The organism is Salinibacterium sp. 10G20-15 (assembly GCF_057365065.1).
Genome location: NZ_CP195118.1, coordinates 760,218 through 779,806, shown reverse-complemented (window position 1 = coordinate 779,806; position 19,589 = coordinate 760,218). Strand labels below are relative to the sequence as shown.

Genomic DNA, 19,589 nt, shown 5'->3' with positions numbered 1-19,589 from the left:
ATGACTACAGCAACTCAGCACCACAATCCGGATGCCGTGATCGACCCGGATGCCGTCGTCGTCGGTCACCCGAAGCGGCCCTTCAAGCGCTACTTCCGCGAGACCGGCTGGCGTCACCTCGTGGGTATCGCCATGTCGATCTTCGCCGCCTTCCCGCTGCTGTACGTGTTTAGCGCCTCGCTCAACCCGGGCGGCACGCTCGTGACGGCCAATTCGCTGTTTTCAAACTTCAGTTTTCAAAGCTACGTCGACCTCTTCAACCGCCCCCAGCAGCCCTACGCAGCCTGGTTCGGCAACACCCTGTTGATCGGCGGAATCTCGTCGCTCGGCACTGTCTTTCTCGGCGCCCTCGCGGCATATGCGTTTTCGCGCATGCGCTTCATCGGCCGACGCGTCGGTCTGCTCACCCTGCTGCTCGTGCAGATGTTTCCGCAGCTTCTCGCGGTCGTCGCGATCTTCTTGCTGCTCTCCGGCATCTCCGAAATCTTCCCCGCAATCGGCCTCAACAGCCAGATCGGGCTCATCATGGTCTACCTCGGTGGCGCGCTCGGAGTGAATACCTACCTGATGTACGGGTTCTTCAACACGGTTCCGTCATCCATTGACGAGGCGGCGAAGATCGATGGTGCCGGTCATGCGCGCATCTTCTTCACGATCATCCTGCGCCTCGTTGCGCCGATCTTGGCGGTCGTCGGTCTGCTCTCGTTTGTGGGAACCACGAGTGAGTTCGTGATCGCGAGCATCGTGCTGATCGACCCCGACAAGCAAACCCTCGCGGTTGGCCTTTACCAGTTCGTGTCGCAAGAGTTCTCGCGAAACTGGAGCATCTTTGCGGCCGGCGCCGTGCTCGCGGCCATCCCCGTGATGACCCTGTTTTTGTTCCTGCAGAAGTACATCGTCGGTGGTCTCACCGCAGGAAGCGTGAAGTAATGGATGCCCTTCTCCCGCATCACGATGGCTCAGCGCTGCACGTCTCTACCCAGACGCCCGCGATCGGCGACACCGTCACGCTGCGCCTTCGCGTGCCGGTCGGCTACGGCCCGCTGAAGGCTGTGCGCGTGCGCGAGAATCCCGACCACGAACCGCGCTGGACGGATGCTCGCCTCACCGGAACCGCCGCCGGCTGGGACTGGTGGCAGGCCGACATCGTGGTCGAGAATCCGCGACATGGTTATCGGTGGTTGCTCGTGCACGAGGCTGGGGCGGGGGCCTCTGAGGCAGAGGCAGCGCCCGCTGGCCGCGGCAACGCTGGCCGCACCGAGTGGCTCAACCAGAGCGGTCTGCACTCGATCGAAACGCTTGACTCCGAAGACTTTGCGCTGCTCGCCACTCCGGCTGCTCCCGAGTGGTTGGCGGAGACCGTGATGTACCAGGTGTTCCCCGATCGCTTTGCCCGGTCATCCGCCGCCGATGCTCACGCCAAGCCCGAGTGGGCGATTGCTGCGCGCTGGGACGAGCCGGTTGACCCGGTGCTGCCCGGCCGCTCGAAGCAGTTCTATGGGGGAGACCTCGACGGCATCACCGAGCACCTCGATCACCTGACCGACCTCGGTGTGACGATGCTGTATCTCACGCCGATCTTCCCTGCGCGCTCGAATCATCGCTACGACGCGTCGAGCTTTGTGGATGTCGATGAGCTGTTGGGCGGGCGCGAAGCGCTGATCCGTCTGGTGGGCGAGGCCCACGCTCGCGGCCTCAAAGTCATCGGTGACCTCACGACGAATCACTCGGGCGACGCGCACGAGTGGTTCCAGGCCGCGCTCGGAAAACCCGATGCGCCCGAGGGGGACTTCTACTACTTCACGAACGATGAGCACACCGAGTATGTCGGCTGGTTGGGCACGCAGAGCCTGCCGAAGTTCAACTGGAACTCGACCGAACTGCGTCGGCGCTTCATCGAGGGTGACGATTCGGTCGTCGCGCACTGGCTCAAAGAGCCCTACAACTTCGACGGTTGGCGCGTGGATGTCGCGAATATGACCGGCCGGATGGGTGCTGAGGATCTCAACGAGGAGGTGCGGCAGATCATCCGTCGCACCATGGAAGACGTGAACCCGGACACGGTGCTGCTGGCGGAGTCGACGAACGATGCCGCGAGCGATCTGCAGGGTGATGCGTGGCACGGGGCGATGACGTATCCCTCGTTCACGCGGCCGGTGTGGGGCTGGCTCACCGAACCCGGTGACACCTCTCACGTCACGGCGGATGGTTCGATCGACCCCGAGGCGTGGTTCTTCGGGCAGCCCATCGGCGGCATTCCGAACTACAGCGCGCGCGACTTCGCGGAGATGACGGTGCGGTTCACGGCCAGCATTCCGTGGCGCATCCGGCTCGGCAACATGAACGCGCTCGACACTCACGACACCGCGCGGTTCCGCACGCATGCGCCGGCCGAAAACGTGCCGCTCGCTTTAGCTCTCTCCGTGACGCTGCCGGGAGTGCCCGTCGTCTTTGCCGGCGACGAGTTCGGTCTCAGCGGTGACGACGGTGAAATGTCGCGCACGCCCCTCCCGTGGGGAACCGAAACCGACCCCGCCGTTGCGCTCACGCTCGACGTTTATCGCCAGCTAATCGCGCTGCGGCGCGAGCTGCCCACGCTCTCGCACGGCGGCCTGCGCTGGTTGCACGTTGCGGATGATGCCCTCGTCTTCGTACGCGAGGATGCCGCCGCCACCGTTCTGGTGGTTGTCGCGCGCTCGCCGCTGACGGTGACTCTGCCAGCCAATGCTCTCGGCGTTGAGCTGGGGGCGGATGTTGCGAGCCCCGCGTTCCTCTCCGGCGACGCGACTCTGGCATCCTCCGCCGCCGGGCTCACGCTCTCGGCGGCCACCCGCACCTGCGCTATCTGGACTTTGCCTGGCGTCGAGTATCCGACGGAACTGGACTAGCAGAGCGTTCCCCACGTCTGGACGCTACTTTAACGAGCTACCAGAAATCTGAGGAAGTCGGTTGTGAGCGTCGTAGCCACACATCGCCTACTTCGCACGTGCCTGAAGTGGATTCTTCGCGGGATTCATTCCAGACACTTTCATTGCAGAGAAAAACTCTCTATTGTTTTATTTGAGATGTTTTCGCTTACTTGCGAAGGAAAGGGGTCCAATGAAAGTCAATCGTGGCTCACGAGTGGCCCTTTGGAGTACCAGTCTGGCGTTAGCTGGCGCTTTAGTCGCCGCACCGGCATTCGCCGAAGGTTCGCGTAGTGGGAGCTTCACTGATGCGAATCCTGGGTTCGCGTCCCAGAGCTGGACGGATCATCAGTACGATAGCAAGAACACTGTTGTTCAATTCAGCGGGTGCAACCTCACCAACGGTACAGCGTTGAGCAGCATGCAGGTCGGGTTGTGGGACCAATGGGGCGCACTCCCTGACGCGCTTGTGGGCTCCTATCGAAACCTCTCGGGTTGTACCAGCTCAACCTGGTACGAAAGCAGTACCTCGTACACGCTCCGAGACAGTTCGTTCTACTGGAAGTTTGGCAAAATTAACGACAGTTTTGCTAATGCTTATCTGAACGGATCCTTCTACGCGTCCTACTAGACGACGTACGGAGTATCTTACTTCTATGCCGATTCGAGCAGAGCAAGTCTCTTTCTCATATGGTAAACGTCGCGTTCTCCACGCGTTAGATCTTGACATACGAGCCGGTTCGACGTTGCTCTTGGGCCCAAACGGAGCTGGAAAATCAACTCTCCTTGAGCTGCTCGCCTCGGTGCGGCGCCCCGCCCAAGGCCTGGTTTCTGTCGACGGAGTCGGCAGCCCAGGTCCTGGGCGACGTGCGTTGCGGGACTATCGGAGCGCCGTGGCGTGGCTCCCACAGACTGTAGTTCCGTACCCGAATCTCACCCTGCGAGAGCACGTCGCATTGGGCGGATGGCTAAAGGGAATGACACGGTCGGATGCATGGACGGCTGCAACGCGAGCGCTTCGGATGGTGTCACTTGCAGACGAGGAAGCTGATCCGGTCAAGACGCTCTCTGGCGGCCAACTCCGGCGGCTTGGTATTGCGGGCGCATTGGTTCACGACGCACGTGTTATTTTGATGGACGAGCCGACAGCTAACCTCGACCCAGCCCAGCGGCATAACTTTCGTTCTCTACTGGGCCAGTTGGGCGACGAACGAACGATTGTCGTTTCTTCCCACGACACAGAAGATGCGCTCACGGCATTTCGATTTGTCGTGGTGTTAAACGATGGACAGATCCGCTTCGCAGGAACGATGACGGAATATGTCGATGCAGTTGAATCTGGCGGGAACGATGCTGAGCGTGTACAAAAAGCCTATATCTACTGGGCAGGTACGGTTTAGTGTTTAGGCCTATCTTTCCGATTATCACGCACCCGGCGACGTTGTTGTTCTTACCTTGGTTGGTCTTAGTTGTACTCTATGCCGCACTGCAGGGACCACGTGCAGACGCAAGCGGCTATTGGGTCGGAGTAGTTAGCTCGGCAACTGTGTTTACGATGTTTTCGTGCACGTTCGCCGCACTCTCTTCAGCTTTGGTGGCGAGCCGCGCACGCCGGGGACTCATTCTGAGGTTGTCTCCGGTCCGCTCGGGTATAGAGATCGCATGGTCGTCATTGTGGCCGAGCCTTGTGTTGGCAGTTGTGCTGCAAGCCGCCGGACTCGTTGCGGCTGCGAGCGGCTCGTGGGGATCCCCGGGGCGGTTCCCGATCGAGGTTATTGTGGCTTGGCTGGGGATGATTAGTTTCCATGCAGCTATGGGGTACGGTATCGGGCTGCTTTTGCCAGCAGCCGCGTCCGGACCGTCGGCATTGGTCTTGTCCTATGTGTGGTTGGGATTCACCTGGGCAGTGTCGTTCATCCCACTTCGGTATCTTTCCGGACTGGCCATCTCCGGCTGTTGTACGGTCTACGCTGAACTGCCTTGGCAGGCCCCGTTTGCTGTGCTTCTATTCTCGAGTGGAGGCGTGCTTTGTTTGCTTTGGCTGATTTCGATTACACGCCATAGCAAGCATAGAGTGGGCAGCGTAGTCGGAGCACTGAGCGTTTTAATGGCGTCAACTCTTGTGGCGCTCACTATCGCCAAGGATCTTGGACCCTACCCGTCGCCTCCAAGGAGCCAAGCTGACCTGCTCTGCGTTCAGTCAAGTCCTGCGGAAGTGTGTCTTTTTCCTGAACAACTTTGGGACACGGTTACAGACCCAGTAGATGTAATATCAGATGCTCTGACTAGGCTCAAGGACGCTGGAATCGATACTCCTGAGCGTGTCTCTGGCTCCTTAACTGACGTCGCACCTGGCACGTTGAGCGTGATTTATCGCCGCGACTTCAGCTCAGAGGCTGTCGTTCGTTCGCTCGTCTCATCGATCACCCCTCAGCGCGAGGAAGGCGACGTCTGCGACAGGGATGACAGGGATGCAATGCCTGCGCTGCTCGTGTCCGACGTGGCAGACGCAGCCCTATACGTACTGGCTAGTGGCCGCGATGATGCTTTGGCTGGCGGCATAGATCCTTCAACTTCGGACTCGGTTTCCGCACTTCTCGCGCTTGACGAAGGGAGCCGAGTGCGCTGGCTTGATGATGCCATCGATGCCCTAGGTGACTGCGGGCGGGCGTTACCTGAACTTCCGATTGTGGACTGATGATGCTGTGGTTCTCTAAAACAATGCGGATAGGGGTGGTCTTACCCTCGATGGTCCTGCTCGGGGTCGCCTCGGCTCTCGTTCTCGACGGAGCGATTTCAGTTCCTGTGATTGATATCGGTTCTGCGTTTGGGATGCTCCCCCTGACTGCCGTCATCCCTCTCCTTGCAGTCATAGGCCTTGGAGTCCTACAATCTCTCGCTTCCCCTCTCTTGGCGGCAACCTCTTCCAGAAATCACGCGAACTTGCTTATCGCGTTCGCTGTAGGCGCGACTGTGCTCTATGCGGTCTCATACTTCACCGCACTGTGGTTGCGTGGGGGCGGTTCTGATTTCGCAGCACCTAGAAATATGCTCGCGTACACCGCGCTTCTCTTTTTCGGGCAGGCGTTGTTCGGGCTCAAAAGAGCACCAACTGTCCCCGCATTCTACTTAGTGATCAGTACCATTTTCGGTCGCGTTCGAGGCGAGGTACAGCCATGGGCTTGGCCAGTGCTGCCAGCGAGTGGGAGTGACGTACTGCTAGCTTGCGTTGTCCTGTTGGTTTTCTCGGTGTTTGCTATGCGCTCCGCACAGCGATTTGGTGAACGGTTTTACGGGTGACGCATCAACCGCCCGCCGACCGCGCCATTCTTTCTGCTCTGAGGTCACGCTAGGCGGCGTCCTGTTCATCGCGACGTCTTCCACAGCCGCCCTACGGGCAACTAAACAAGGCACCTCGCTGCGTTGTGCAGTCGATTGGGTGAATGCATCAGGCGCGGTCGGCGCCGGCCAATTCTGGAGTGTCCGCGCCGTCAAAACTCATGTGGATAACCCTGCTCAGCTCGTCCAGACCGATTTCGCCCTCCACGACTACGCGTGGTTGGTCGATCGTTCAGATTTTGACGACCGCGAGGTGTCGTTTCTGATCGTTGACGATCAGAGCGCACCATTCACTCTTCCGTCGGTTGCCGAGCGGCTGGCCTCGACCACGATCGACTGCGGCCGCTTTCAGATCATCGACTACAGCCCGGCTAGCCTTACGCGACCGTAACGTCGATGAGCACCTTGCCGACGGCTCCGCTCTCAACGAGAGCGTGGGCATCCGCAGTCTGCTCCAGTGAGAAGCGGTGCAGCGGCAAGCCGGTCTCTTCGCCGATGCGGAGCGCACCATCCGCGAGCGCGATGTTGATGGTGTCGCCGGCGGCACGAATCGCGTCGATGCCGACGGTGTAGAGCAGCACGAATTGGTAGCGCACGTTGAGGGCGAAGTGACGGCGCACATCGAGGGTCACTTCGTCGCCGCCGTTGTTGGCATAGACAGAGATAGAGCCGCGGTTGCGGATGACCGCGAGGTCGAGCTCCGCGTTCTGGGCGGGGGCGACTTCAACGACCTGATCGACGCCTTCGGGCGCAATCGCCCGGATCTGCTCAACGACGTCGGCGTCGGTATAGGTGAGCACATGGTGAGCGCCAGCGGCGGTAGCGAGCGCCGCTTTGGTCGGTCCGCTCACGGTCGTGATGACGGTCGCGCCGGCCCAGCGAGCAAGCTGAATCGCGGCATGACCGACAGCGCCGGCTCCACCGGCAACGAGTACGACCTTGCCGCTGAGAGCGGTCGGATGCAGTTCGTCGGGTCCGTCTTCAGCAACGGTCAGCGCGCGGTACGCGGTAATCGCGGGAACGCCCATGCTCGCGCCCTGGTCAAAGCTTGCGCTCGCCGGTAGCGCGAAAACACGTTCGGCAGGCAGCACAGCCTGCTCTTGGCTCGAGCCGCTGTTCGAGCGTTGGTACGCCGCAAGGGCGAGCCACACGCGGTCGCCAACGCTGACATGCTGCACGTCATCGCCCACTGCTTCAACGATGCCGGCACCATCCTGGCCGGGAACAACCTCATCAAAAGGCAATGCCTGACCGGATGCCGCACCGCGCCGTGACTTCCAGTCAGTCGGGTTCACCCCGCTCACGACGATGCGCACACGCACTTCGCCGGTTCCGGGTTCGAGCGTGGGCCGCTCAACCAACTGAAGTACAGAGGGGTCGCCGGTCTCGCGGTAAACAATTGCTCTCATGCCTAGGTCAACAGGCCAGCGCCCCCGCAGAATTCCGAAACTCAGTAGATCAGCATCCGAGCTCCGACTGCGGTTGGCCGCGGCACGCGAGAAAATCTAGTGTCCGGGGATCGCGCTCCACGGTGCCCGCATGGTGCGCACGAAGGAGTACATCACGAGGGTGGGGTGGTGGTGTTCGAGGGCGTAGAAGATGCGCTCGCCGCTGAGGGTGACGCCGATGGTCTCCCACATTTTGGCTTCAGTGCCCTTGTCGAGCTGAAGGAGGTCGGCGTAGTTGTCGTCGAGCAGCGCGACACCGGCGGTCACGATTTCCCACGCGATTCCTTCGCCCCAGAGCTTCTTAGCCGACTCGTAGACCGGGTCGGTGGGGTCAATCGGGTCGTGTTCGCCAGCCGGCAGCGGGATCGTGTATTCGGCGACCATCGCGGCCTGGTCGTCGGCGAACCAGCGCAACACGATCTTCACGGCGCGGGTGGTGCTGAGCGGCGAGAGCAGCGGGGCAAGATCGGCGGGAAGTTCGATCGTTTCGGCCGTCAAGATCTCGACCGAGGGCGTGTAACCCATATGCGCGAGCACTTCACCGTACGAGACACTCGCCTCGAAGCGAGCGCTCAATCGCAGAGCAACCGGGTCAACGACGGTCGCGGCACCTTGGCTGCGAATCACAATTCCCTGACGCTCCAACTGCGCGAGCGCCACCCGAACCTGGGGGCGGCTGCAATTCAACCACTCGGCAAGCTTGAGCTCGCCGGGCAGTAGAAAGTTGGAGTCACGGGCCGCTTCCCGCACATGGCGAAGCACGCCACTGAGAATTCGCTCGTCTTCTGTGAGCGAACCGGTGACGATGCGGCCTTCGGGGACCGTAATTTCCATGTGCGCTCCTATGCGGCGATCGACTCTCGAGCGGCCACAAAAGCCTCAACGCAACGGCTGATGTCCTCGCTTGAGTGTCCAGCCGACAACTGTACGCGAATACGAGCTTTGCCCAACGGCACAACGGGATACGAGAAAGCGATCACGTAGACGCCGAGCGCGAGCAGGGCATCCGCCATGGCAACAGCTTCGTGCTCGTCGGCAAACATGACCGGAATGATGGGATGCTCGCCCGGCAGTAGCGTGAACCCGGCCTCGGCCATTCCGCTGCGGAACTGTTCGGCATTGGCCTTCAGCTTGGCGCGGCTCTCGGCGCCTTCGGCCACGAGGTTGAGCGCTTCGATGGAGCCGGCGACCACCGAGGGTGCGACGGCATTCGAGAACAGGTACGGCCGTGCGCGCTGGCGCAGCAGCTCGACGATCTCGGCGTGAGCGCTGATGTAACCACCGGATGCTCCGCCCAGCGCCTTGCCGAGCGTGCCCGAGATGATGTCGACGCGGTCGGAGACGCCACAGTGCTCGGGCGTTCCGGCTCCGGTCTCACCGACGAAGCCGACAGCGTGCGAGTCGTCAACCATGACCATCGCGTCGTACTGCTCGGCGAGGTCGCAGATCGCTTCGAGGGGAGCGAGGTAGCCGTCCATCGAGAAGACGCCGTCGGTGACGATGAGGCGACGGCGGGCATCCTTCGCGGCAATCAGCTGCGCTTCGAGGTCGGCCATGTCCCGGTTCTTGTAGCGGTAGCGAGCCGCCTTCGAGAGGCGAACGCCGTCGATGATCGAGGCGTGGTTGAGCTCGTCCGAAATCACGGCATCCTCAGCACCGAGCAGCACCTCAAAGATGCCGCCGTTGGCGTCGAAGCACGAGGGGAAGAGGATGGTCGCCTCCATGCTCAGCAGCGCCGAAAGCCGGTTCTCGAGCTCAACGTGCTGGGTCTGAGTGCCGCAGATAAAGCGCACACTCGCCATGCCGAAGCCCCACTCGTCGAGGGCATTCTTGGCGGCGGCCACGAGGCGCGGGTGGTTGGCAAGGCCGAGGTAGTTGTTGGCGCAGAAGTTGAGAACGGGCTTGCCGCCCGCTTCCACATGCGCCGCCTGCGCAGTGTCGAGCTGGCGCTCGGTCTTGTAGAGGCCAGCCGAGCGGATCTCGCTCAGGGTGTCGTTGAGTTGGTCGCGAACTGTTCCGTACATGATGTGCTCCTGAAAGTTGTGGGGTTGTGGGCCGGTGGGGCCACGATCGCTGGGGTCGAGATTGCTGGGGCCGGGGCCGGTGGCGAAAGCGACGGGCGCTACGACCAGTCGATGATGACCTTGCCGCCGTTTCCGCGGCGAGCGGTCGCGAACGCTTCTTCCCACTGTTCGGCGGGGAAGCGGTCGGTCACCACGGCAGAGACATCCAAACCGGTGTGCACCATGGCGTTCATGGCGTACCAGGTCTCGAACATTTCGCGGCCGTAGATGCCCTTGATGGTGATCATGTGGGTCACGACGGTGGCCCAGTCGATGCCGATGGGTTCGGCGGGCAGGCCGAGCATCGCAATGCGGCCGCCCTGATTCATGTTGCTGATCATCTCGGGCAGCGCGGTGGGGTGACCGCTCATTTCGAGCCCGATGTCGAAGCCCTCTTTCATGCCGAGCTGTTCTTGAGCTTCAGCGATGCGGGTCGTCGAGACGTTAATCGCGAGGTCGACGCCCATGTCGCGGGCGAGCTGCAGGCGTTCTTCATTCACGTCGGTCATCACGATGTGGCGAGCGCCAATGTGGCGAGCAACCTTCGCGGCCATGAGCCCGATCGGCCCGGCACCCGTGATGAGCACGTCTTCGCCGACCATCGGAAACGAGAGTGCGGTGTGCACAGCGTTGCCGAGGGGGTCGAAGATGGCGGCAAGCTCGGGGTCGATGTCGAGTGGATGCGCCCAGACGTTCTGTTCAGGAATCACGACGAACTCGGCAAAGGCGCCGTCGCGGTTTACACCAATGCTTGACGTGAATTTGCAGAGGTGGCGGCGGCCGGCACGACAGTTGCGGCAGTGGCCGCACACGACGTGGCCTTCGCCGGAGACGAGGGCGCCGACCTCGACGGAGGTCACTCCTTCGCCCAGCTCAACAACGTGGCCCGAGAACTCGTGGCCGGGGATGAGCGGCGCGTTGATGGCGCCAGCGGCCCACGCATCCCACGATTCAATATGCAGGTCAGTGCCACAAATTCCGGTGCGGGCAACCCTGATTTTCACCTCGCCGCGACCGGGCGATGGTTCGGGGCGTTCGGCCAATACGAGGCCTGGTCCGGCCTTGTCCTTGTAGAGGGCTTTCATCGTTGATTCCTCTCAGGCGGCGCGACAGGGCGCGTGGTGTGCGCTTGTGGCGCACCTCATTCGACGTGTCCGCTGCTGTGTTTCAGGGTACCGCCACTTGTTTACAAGTGCGACTCTTCTGCTAGCGTCATACAAATCATAAGTTGAAGGAGCCATTCGTGACCGAAATATCCCAGCGCATCGAGGGAATATCGCTATGGGATGGTACGGCCGCGCAGGGCATTGGTTCTCTCAGCTGGACAGGTGACCGGATCGACGCGGTAGAAACCGTGAACGAGGCCACGGCCACCGATTCGGATGCCGCAACCACGGCATCCGAATACAGCGTGATTCCCGGGGCAGCGCGCGGTGTAGTCCCGAAATATGCGCTCTATATACTGAACGCGTGATGGGTACTGCACGGCTAGCGATGATGGGCGTGCTTGCGATCGCCATCGTGGTCAACATCGTTCAGTTCGCGGGGATAGACGAGGTTGCCCCCGATAATTACGAAGCAATCCACCGCAAACCAAGCTCAGACATTGTGGATATTTCGTCCCGAAGCGCCCCGGTGAACCGTGCCTACGGTCTGCCTTGGGCCATCGCCGCGCAGCAACCCGGGGCAGAAGTGCTGGTGTCGGCAGATGACGAAAGTGCTCTGGTGAGCCTGAGGGCTTTCATCTTGGGGTTTGGCAAAGCCAGAACCGTATCGCTTGCCTCTAGTTCTTTGCACGATCTCACCTCGCTCGAGGAACTACGTGCCGATCCGAGAATCCGCTCGGTGGAACGAATCGTGAGTGATGGCCATGGCCACCGCCTCGAAGACTCGTTTTACCTCCGCGGAGATTGTTCCGACGATGCAGCCCCGGAACTCGCCGTGGGCCACCTTCCTCTCGACGCTGAAACCGCGGCGGATACGCAAAGCAACACGGGCTTGGCGCTCGTGGTTGTCGACAATTGTCTTCTGCCGAATGGCGGGCTCAGCGAATGATTCTTGAAGTTGTCTTTGTGCTGGCGCTCATTCTGGGCGGTGCGGCTCTTGTTCAGGTTGCCGGCGCTCGGGGGCTCGGGGTTCCGATCTTGGGGGCGGTCACTGGCCTCGCGCTCTATCTCTGCTTCACCGCGTTTCAGGTTCTGACTCCCGTCACGAGCTCGCCGCTGCTCACGCTGATTCTCACCGTCTCGATCCCGGGCGCCGTGTGGGGCTGGCGCCGGTTCCACGGTGCCGACCTTCCGCTTCGCCCGCTCTGGGCAAGCATCATCGTGGCTGGTGTGATCGGTGCCGTGGTGTTCTTCCGTGCGATGCCTCAGGTGGCGTGGTCAAACGACAGCCTCAACTACTTGCTCAACGGCTCTCTGATCGCGAGCAATAACATCACGATCGCTTCGACTGCTCTGTTGCCCAAGCGACTCATCGGAGTGCCGGGGCTTCACGCGGTGGCGAACCTCGGCGGGGAGCTTTATGTTCAGTCGATTACGCCGCTGATTTCGGCGCTCGTGCTTGCTCTGCTGGGGTGGATGGTATGGCAATCGCTCTCGACTCACCTGAGCAGGAGGGCGCTAGTTCTGCTCATCGGTGCCGGGCTGCTGTTCCTGGTGTCGATGAACCGTTTCGTGTTCCACGCCTTCTATCTCAATGGGCACTTGCTGTTCGCGTTGTTCATGCTCGTGGTGGTCGGTGGCGGTTGGATGCTCGTCTCCCGCGATTCCGTGAGCAAAACTGCGCTCATTACCGCGATGAGTCTCGCCGTCGGAGCCCTCATTTTTATCCGCGCGGAGTCATCCATTCTCGTCGCTCTGATGCTGTTACCAATCGTTGTCGATGGTTCGGTGAGCAGACTGCACAAATCGATTCTGCTGGCTGTCTTGGGCGTGGCGACGGTGGGATGGCAATCATTCATGGCCGCGGTTTACCTCGCACAACAGCAACCAGTGGGGTTCGAGATTTGGGGTCTCCTCGGGCTTGGCGTCGCCATTCTTGCCGTCATTCCCTTGCTCGGATGGACCGCGCTCATGAACCACGGTCGCTGGGTGTTGTTACTTGCCGAGGGCATGCTGTGGCTGGCCCTGATTGTTCTCGCGGTTCGCAACCCCCAAATTCTGGCAGACAGCCTCAAGGCCACGTTCGCGAACGTAGTTGAAGGCGCTGGCTCGTGGGGGCTATCTCTCCTGTTTATCGCGGCGCTGCTTGTGCTGGCGTCGTTCGTCGCCGTTCCCCACAGCGTTCACTTGCGTTTTCCGCTGACAAGCTTCATACCCTTAGGGTTCCTGTTGGCGTATCTGCGTGATGCGGCGTATCGCGTGGGGGACGGTGACTCCCTCAATCGCATGTGGATTCAGCTTCTTCCCGTTGCGCTCTTCTACATACTGATTGCTCTCGGCGTGGGCCAGTGGCGCCGTAGGTCTGCCGCAGCAGCTCCTGTTCCGGCAGGGGTGACGCCACACACGCAGTCGCTATAGTTACTGTGGCGTTGCAGTGCCCGGATCAAGTGGAGCGGATGCGACGCCTTTTGCGTTCTGGAGTGCGGAGAGAACTTGCTGAAGAAACTGAAAGCTATCGCGACGAATCTGTTGGCGATTACGTGGATTCGACGAACGTACGAACTCGTCAATCGTGTCTTCCTCGAAACCTTCGGTTCGAGCCGAATCCTGTCGCACTTCTTCTATACATTCGCGTTCTTGGCTTTCAATCGAGAGCAGGCAGCGGTGCTGCGCGGCCGCCGCAATTACTATCGCAACAAGAACCAGGACCGCACTACCAGGGTAGAGCTTCGCCGAAACATCCACCGTCTCGAGAAAGGCATCATCATGATGCCACGCCGTGACATATTTGCGCGCGACTACATCACCGAAACGGTGGAGTTCTATGAGCTGGCCGCACGCCAATGCTCTACCGACCCCGACTCACTCGAAACAAGTGAGGTCGAGTGGGCGCACAATGTGCTCGCGGAGTATTTTCGCGTGAGCACCGGCTCAGACCCCGTGGTGGACGCTGCACGCGCACGATTCACCAAACTCGGCTACGCGCCCGCCACGATGGACAAGGTGCCCTACGCCAAGAAGAACCTGTCGGAGATCAGCTATGAGCAGCTCCATGAGCTGTCGATGCAACGGCGCTCGGTGCGCTGGTTCGAACAGAAGCCGGTGCCGCGCGAATTGGTCGACAAGGCTTTGATCATCGGCCGCCAGGCCCCCACGGCGTGCAACAGGCTTCCCTATGAATTCCGCATCTTTGACGATCCCGAGATGGTCAGGACTGTTGCCGGCTTGCCGTTTGGCGCCGCTGGGTATGCGCAGAACATCCCGACCATCATTGTGGTTGTCGGCAAGCTCGAGAGCTATTTCAGTCCGCGCGATCGTCATGCGATCTACATCGACTCGTCGCTGGCGGCAATGTCGTTCATGTATGGTCTCGAGACCTTAGGTCTGAGCTCGAGCGTGATTAACTGGCCAGACTTCGAACCCCTTGAAGCGAAGATGCAGAAGACGCTGGGTCTTGACGTGACAGACCGCGTGATCATGTTGATCGCGGTCGGATACGCCAACCCCGACGGTCTCGTACCGTACTCGCAGAAGAAGGAACTCGACACCTTCCGCTCCTACAACCGGTTGCGATGACGACGCCATCACCCTCGGGAGGGCGCAAGCGACTGTTGCGCTGGGGACTCACCATTGTTGTTCTGTCGTTAGTCGCCGCATTGTTCTGGCGAGCTCTCGCCGACAACTGGGGTGAGGTTCGGGCTCAGAACCTGCAGTTCAGTTGGCTCATGGTCGCGGCCGTCGTTCTTTTTGCTGCGGCGGTTCCGGTTTCAGGGTTGTTGTGGGGTGCAATCGTCAACCGACTGAGTCCCGTACCAACAGTGACACCCCGTGAGGCCATGGCGGTGCATTCAGCATCGTGGCTTCTCAAGTACATTCCCGGTCAGGTTGGCTCGTTGCTTAACAAAGTGATCTGGGGAAAGAAACGCGGAATTGGCCGAAGCATTATGGTGATCTCTTTCGTCTATGAGAACGTGTTCCTGCAGGTGTCATCAATTGTGCCAAGCGCAGCGATTCTGCTGGTGAGCGTTGGTCTGGTCATCTTCCAAGACAATCCCGTCACAGTGCTGCTCCCCATCTTGGCTCTTATTCCACTGCTCATGGTTCTGGATCGTCGGCTCTTCCACCCGGTGCTCAACTTGGGAGCCAAGCGCATCCTCAATCAAGAGCTTCCGCGCGAATACTTCCTCCCTCCGGCGGCGGTCGGTAGCTACCTCGTTGGATTTGTGGCGCCGCGTGTCATCAACGGTGTCGGCTTCGTCCTCGTCGCATCGTCGTTTCTTAACCTCGCGCCATCCGCGTGGCTTCCGCTCGCGGCGACGTACGTGCTCGCTGGTGCCATTGGCATCCTTGCCGTGTTCGTGCCGAGTGGGTTAGGCGTGCGGGAAGCAGTCATCTTCGTCTTTGCTCTGCAATTCATGACGCCCGCGCAAGCCGTCATCCTGTCGCTCTTGGCTCGGTTGCTTAGCACCGTTGCGGATGCTGTGGTCGCGCTGTTTTACGGAATGCTGACTCTGTGGCTGAAGCGTCGACCTCCTCGACTGAATTTGAGTGGATGATTGAGATCAGCCCGCTGCGTTTGTTTACCTCGACGCTCTAAAGTTCGCACCACACCCCTTTTACTTCTGGAGATGGTTTTCGCGTGAAAGTTTTTGTTCAGATCCCGTGCCTGAATGAAGAGATGACTCTTCCGCTGGTGTTGGAGTCGATTCCACGCGAGATTCCGGGGGTAGACGAACTGCAGATTTTGGTCATCGATGATGGCTCAACCGATCGCACTGTCGAGGTGGCGCGAGAGCATGGCGTCACTCATTTTGTGCGTCATTCCGGTAACCGCGGGCTCGCACGCTCGTTCTCCGACGGGGTGAGTTACGCGCTCGCTCAGGGTGCCGACATCGTCGTCAACACGGACGGCGATAATCAGTACCCTCAAGACCGCATCCCCGACCTCATCGCGCCGCTCATGAACGGTTCTGCCGACATCGCTATCGGCGACCGCCAAACGGCCACCATTGCGCACTTTTCGCCATTCAAGCGTTTGCTTCAGCGTTTTGGAAGCCGCGTTGTCAATATGGCTGCGGGCACTGACGTTCCGGATGCCGCGAGCGGGTTCCGAGCGTACTCCCGCGAGTCTCTGCTGCGACTCAACGTCGTCACCGAGTTCAGCTACTGCATGGAAACCATCATTCAGGCCGGGCACAAGCGTATGCGTTTGGCGAGCGTGCCGATTGAGACGAATGCAAAGACTCGTGAATCGCGACTCTTTTCGTCGATGTGGCAGCATGTGGGCGAATCCGCTCGCGCGATCATCCGCAGCTACCTCATGTTTCGTCCGCTGGCATTCTTCCTTCCCTTGGGTACCGCGCTGACGATCGCGTCGCTCATTCCCTTCGTTCGCTACTTGATTTTGTGGCTCTCGGGCACGTCGGGTGACCACATTCAGTCGCTAATTTTGGGCGCTGCGCTACTCGTGGGCGGACTATTGAGTTTTGCGCTTGGCTTGCTCGCTGACCTGATGCGGATCAACCGCATTCTGCTCGAGGACTCTATGGAACGCACGAAACGAATTGAGTTTGGTCCCGGCTACATGGCCATGAAGCAGAAGGGCCAGTTGAACAAATGACCGCACCCCACATCACCATTATTGGCTCCGCTCTCGCGGGAAACAAGGGCGCCTCGGCGATGCTCGAGAGCGCGATTCAGACGCTGAGCCCGCGCGTGCCCGGTGTTGGTTTCACGCTTCTCAGCATGTATCCCGAAGAGGATCGCGCCCAGAATGTGTACGAGAACCTTGAGATTGTGGCCGCCCAGCCGCGTCAACTTGGTGTGACCATCAACTCGCTGGCACTGCTGTACCGCATCCTTCCGCCCCTGCGCCCCGTGCTCCGCCAACGCTCACAAGCGATTGGTGCCTTGGCAAAGTCGCAGATTCTTCTCGACCAGGGTGGCATCACCTTCACCGATGGTCGTGAGAAATTTCTGCTCTACAACGTCGCATCCATTCTCCCGGCGATGTTCGTCAAGACTCCTGTATTCAAGTGCGCCCAGGCAATCGGCCCGTTCACGAATCCCATCAACCGTCGGGCAGCACGATTCTTTCTGCCCCGGGTGCACACGATCGTCACGCGCGGAGCTAAGACGCACGAGTTCGCTGAGGGGCTCGGCCTCACGAACCTCAGCGCGGGCGCCGACTACGCCTTCTCGCTGGAACTCGACGGTACCGAGAGCGATGAGGTTTCGAGGCAGTTCGACATGTCATTCTTCGAGTCGGGAACCGTCGTTGGCTTGTCTCCGAGTGTGGTCCTGCAGAAGAAGGTCGATGCTCGTGATGCTGACTACATTGGTCAAACCGCCGACTTCGTCAAGCACTTGTTGGCGTCGGGCCGCAAGGTTGTTCTCCTTCCCCATAGCGCCCGAGAGGGCTCCTCAAAGACCCACAACAATGATCTGCCGTTGTGTCGTGCCATTGTCGAACGAGTGGGTGCCAACGAGAACCTTCTCTTCATCAATAACGAGCTACCTTCGCAGCAGCTTCGTTACATCATCGGCGAATGCGATCTCTTTGTGGCGAGCCGCTTCCACGCGATGGTTTCCGCGCTGGCAATGGCCGTACCCACTCTCGTGATCGGGTGGAGTCACAAGTACCAAGAAGTGCTCGAAATGTTCGACGCCGAAGAGTGGGCGATGCCGCATAGTGACGCTGAACTCGGGTCTCTCGTGAAGCGCTTCGAAGAACTTGCCGGCGCTCGCGCCGAGGTGGCGGCATCGCTCCGGACACATTTGCCCGCGGTTCGTCGCCGCTCGCTCGCTCAGGCGGATCTCATTGCGAAGATAGTCGCTGACCAAACGGCATAGACCTTCGTCGCCATCGGGCCCCGCTAATGGTGGTGAACGTGCTCTTCGCTGATGTGGCTTTCGGGTTCGATCTGGAACGTGGAGTGCTCAATGCTGAGCTCAAAATGCTCGGCAACGCACTGTTGTAATGCGGGCAACATTTCAGCGGCGTGACCGTCACTAAAGCACGAGTCGTCCACGATGACGTGCGCTGTGAGCACAGGCAAATCGGATGAGATGCGCGTGATGTGGAGATCGTGCACGTCGGTGACGTGGTCCATTTCCATGATGTGGGCGCGCACTGCTTCGGGGTCGATGCCCTGCGGCGTGGACTCCAAGAGCACGCCAAGGCTCGCTTTGAGCAGAATGATGGTGCGGGGCACGATCAGAAGGGCGATCAGGATGCCGACCACGGCATCCGCCTGATACCAGCCGAAGAGTGCGATCACGATGGCGCTGAGGATGACACCGACCGAACCCAGCGCATCGTTGACGACCTCAAGAAAGGCGGCCCTCATGTTGAGGTTTGATTTGCGCCCGCTCGTGAGCACGACCATGGCGGCGAGGTTGGCGAGAAGGCCGATGATTCCGAAGATTACGAGGCTGCTGGCGTGAATCTCGGGGGGATCGAAGAGGCGGCGCACACCTTCAATGAGGGCATAGATGCCGACGGCGAACAGAAGGCTCGACTGCGCCATTGCGCTGAGAACTTCTGTACGTTTGAGCCCCCACGAGTGTTTGTTGGTGGCGGGGCGCTGCATGAGGCCGGCTGCGATGAGAGCCATGAACAGCCCGGCGGAGTCGGTCAGCATGTGCGCGGTATCGACCAGTAGCGCGAGGCTGCCGGTGACGATGGCACCGATGGCTTGGGCGATGACGACGCCGACGGTAATGATGAAGGCGATCAGTAGCCGGGTGCGGTTGTTGGTACTCGCCCCGTGGTCGTGCCCGGCGCCCATTATGGAGCTCCGTCGGCGGTGCCTGTCGGCAGTTCCAGTGCCGGAGAGCCCACAAAGGACGCGTCGGTGAATCTGCTCATGCCGCGATTCTAGTTGGCCGATCTGGGGATGCCACGGGCTGTGACGACTATGACGAGGCGTTCCCTAAATCTTGGGCTTAGTGGTTGACTGGCTCAGTTGGAACTGGCGCTGGTGGCGGGCCTTGGCTTCGTCGAGGGTGGCGCACGTGCCTAGCGGGCGAGCGCGATGATCAGTGATGAAGAATTCCCCGGCGGCGCTGCGCTCGATCATGCCAGCGAACTCTCCGGCCGCGTTACCGACCCACAGTCCTGATTGGATGGTCGTCCAAGCCACGGTGGGACGTGCTCGGTCTGCTGAACCTTCGGTCGGCCGGGGTGCGGCAATCGTCATAGTTTTCTACTCCTTCGAGTTCACACTATTGAAGACCTCAGACACTGCGAGTTTCGTTCCACCGCAGTGCGGTTGTGCTCTTTCCCGATTCAACTCCTCTTAGGGCAATCTGTCGAGACCTCATCCGAGCATTAGTAGGTTTTTCGAAGAATTCCTGCTCAGTCGTGCATGAGCGGCTCTTCTTCAGCAGAAAGAGGGGTCGCCACTGTCGCATCCTCCAGCATTTTCTTGCGACCGATCAAGAACCAACTGAGGGGACCGACGATGGTGATGACTAAGGAAATTCCCACCCAGGCCGCAAGTTCGATCGCGCGGAGCTTGTCACGGTTGCGGTACAGGGAGACGAGCGCGAGAACAGAAATGGCCAGCGAGCTCAAAGCCAGCACTAAGAAAAAGCCGATGTAGGCGATCCAGAACACCATCATGAAAATCACCGCGAATGCTGCTGATGCTTCGGGTCCGCCGTTGCTGACTGCTGCGAGAATGCTCATGCTGCAAGGGTACCGGGCCAAAGAATTGCGTGATA

Annotated in this window: 19 protein-coding genes; 12 read left to right on the top strand and 7 right to left on the bottom strand. The window is 60.2% G+C overall.

Translation table 11 applies throughout. The features are described from left to right. The 5 genes from ACR3YK_RS03675 to ACR3YK_RS03655 all read left to right on the top strand — a co-directional run bounded on the left by ACR3YK_RS03675 (nt 1) and on the right by ACR3YK_RS03655 (nt 6,636). Entirely contained in the window at nt 1-930 is a 930-nt protein-coding gene (locus tag ACR3YK_RS03675; protein ID WP_341620640.1) for a sugar ABC transporter permease, read from the top strand. Continuing rightward, on the top strand, nt 930-2,888 hold the full coding sequence (locus tag ACR3YK_RS03670) for a glycoside hydrolase family 13 protein (RefSeq protein WP_486175882.1): 1,959 nt from the start codon (nt 930-932) through the stop codon (nt 2,886-2,888). The genes ACR3YK_RS03675 and ACR3YK_RS03670 overlap by 1 nt, the downstream gene beginning before the upstream one ends. 674 nt (nt 2,889-3,562) lie before the next feature. Next, entirely contained in the window at nt 3,563-4,306 is a 744-nt protein-coding gene (locus ACR3YK_RS03665) for an ABC transporter ATP-binding protein (RefSeq protein WP_486175881.1), read from the top strand. Nucleotides 4,307-5,013: 707 nt separating this feature from the next. Further along, nucleotides 5,014-5,604: a DUF7224 domain-containing protein gene (locus ACR3YK_RS03660; RefSeq protein WP_486175880.1), complete on the top strand. Its 591-nt coding sequence runs from the start codon at nt 5,014-5,016 to the stop codon at nt 5,602-5,604. Nucleotides 5,605-6,345: 741 nt separating this feature from the next. Then, nucleotides 6,346-6,636 (top strand): hypothetical protein, encoded by a 291-nt coding sequence (locus tag ACR3YK_RS03655; RefSeq protein WP_486175879.1) that lies wholly within the window; start codon nt 6,346-6,348, stop codon nt 6,634-6,636. Here the strand turns inward: ACR3YK_RS03655 and ACR3YK_RS03650 are convergent. The 4 genes from ACR3YK_RS03650 to tdh form a co-directional block, all read right to left on the bottom strand. Further along, nucleotides 6,623-7,654, bottom strand: a complete 1,032-nt coding sequence (locus tag ACR3YK_RS03650) for an NADPH:quinone reductase (RefSeq protein ID WP_486175878.1) — start codon at nt 7,652-7,654, stop codon at nt 6,623-6,625. The two genes, ACR3YK_RS03655 and ACR3YK_RS03650, sit on opposite strands and share 14 nt — an antisense overlap. Before the next feature lie 96 nt (nt 7,655-7,750). After that, nucleotides 7,751-8,527, bottom strand: a complete 777-nt coding sequence (locus ACR3YK_RS03645; RefSeq protein WP_486175877.1) for a GntR family transcriptional regulator — start codon at nt 8,525-8,527, stop codon at nt 7,751-7,753. An 8-nt stretch (nt 8,528-8,535) separates the two neighbouring features. Beyond that, entirely contained in the window at nt 8,536-9,717 is a 1,182-nt protein-coding gene (locus ACR3YK_RS03640) for a glycine C-acetyltransferase (RefSeq protein WP_486175876.1), read from the bottom strand. A 98-nt stretch (nt 9,718-9,815) separates the two neighbouring features. After that, nucleotides 9,816-10,841, bottom strand: coding sequence for an L-threonine 3-dehydrogenase (gene tdh / locus ACR3YK_RS03635; protein ID WP_486175875.1), 1,026 nt, complete (start codon nt 10,839-10,841; stop codon nt 9,816-9,818). 158 nt (nt 10,842-10,999) lie between these two features. Between tdh and ACR3YK_RS03630 the strand changes: the two genes are divergently transcribed. From ACR3YK_RS03630 to ACR3YK_RS03600, 7 genes are all read left to right on the top strand, one after another. Beyond that, nucleotides 11,000-11,230 (top strand): hypothetical protein, encoded by a 231-nt coding sequence (locus tag ACR3YK_RS03630; RefSeq protein ID WP_486175874.1) that lies wholly within the window; start codon nt 11,000-11,002, stop codon nt 11,228-11,230. Further along, nucleotides 11,227-11,811: a hypothetical protein gene (locus ACR3YK_RS03625; RefSeq protein ID WP_486175873.1), complete on the top strand. Its 585-nt coding sequence runs from the start codon at nt 11,227-11,229 to the stop codon at nt 11,809-11,811. Before ACR3YK_RS03630 ends, ACR3YK_RS03625 begins: the two co-directional genes overlap by 4 nt. Continuing rightward, nucleotides 11,808-13,280, top strand: a complete 1,473-nt coding sequence (locus ACR3YK_RS03620; RefSeq protein WP_486175872.1) for a hypothetical protein — start codon at nt 11,808-11,810, stop codon at nt 13,278-13,280. The genes ACR3YK_RS03625 and ACR3YK_RS03620 overlap by 4 nt, the downstream gene beginning before the upstream one ends. A gap of 75 nt (nt 13,281-13,355) precedes the next feature. Continuing rightward, nucleotides 13,356-14,438 (top strand): nitroreductase family protein, encoded by a 1,083-nt coding sequence (locus ACR3YK_RS03615; RefSeq protein WP_486175871.1) that lies wholly within the window; start codon nt 13,356-13,358, stop codon nt 14,436-14,438. After that, nucleotides 14,435-15,418 carry a lysylphosphatidylglycerol synthase domain-containing protein gene (locus ACR3YK_RS03610; RefSeq protein WP_486175870.1) on the top strand — a complete coding sequence of 328 codons (984 nt, stop codon included), beginning with the start codon at nt 14,435-14,437 and terminating at the stop codon, nt 15,416-15,418. Before ACR3YK_RS03615 ends, ACR3YK_RS03610 begins: the two co-directional genes overlap by 4 nt. A gap of 83 nt (nt 15,419-15,501) precedes the next feature. Then, complete coding sequence (locus ACR3YK_RS03605) at nt 15,502-16,482, top strand: glycosyltransferase family 2 protein (protein WP_486175869.1); 981 nt, start codon at nt 15,502-15,504, stop codon at nt 16,480-16,482. After that, nucleotides 16,479-17,714, top strand: coding sequence for a polysaccharide pyruvyl transferase family protein (locus tag ACR3YK_RS03600; RefSeq protein ID WP_486175868.1), 1,236 nt, complete (start codon nt 16,479-16,481; stop codon nt 17,712-17,714). The genes ACR3YK_RS03605 and ACR3YK_RS03600 overlap by 4 nt, the downstream gene beginning before the upstream one ends. A 23-nt stretch (nt 17,715-17,737) precedes the next feature. On the opposite strand, the gene ACR3YK_RS03595 is transcribed toward ACR3YK_RS03600, so the two are convergent. From ACR3YK_RS03595 to ACR3YK_RS03585, 3 genes are all read right to left on the bottom strand, one after another. Beyond that, entirely contained in the window at nt 17,738-18,652 is a 915-nt protein-coding gene (locus tag ACR3YK_RS03595; RefSeq protein ID WP_486175867.1) for a cation diffusion facilitator family transporter, read from the bottom strand. A gap of 144 nt (nt 18,653-18,796) precedes the next feature. Then, nucleotides 18,797-19,063 carry a hypothetical protein gene (locus tag ACR3YK_RS03590; protein WP_486175866.1) on the bottom strand — a complete coding sequence of 89 codons (267 nt, stop codon included), beginning with the start codon at nt 19,061-19,063 and terminating at the stop codon, nt 18,797-18,799. 158 nt (nt 19,064-19,221) lie between these two features. Continuing rightward, nucleotides 19,222-19,554, bottom strand: coding sequence for a PLDc N-terminal domain-containing protein (locus ACR3YK_RS03585; protein WP_486175865.1), 333 nt, complete (start codon nt 19,552-19,554; stop codon nt 19,222-19,224). Between the last annotated feature and the right edge of the window lie 35 nt (nt 19,555-19,589).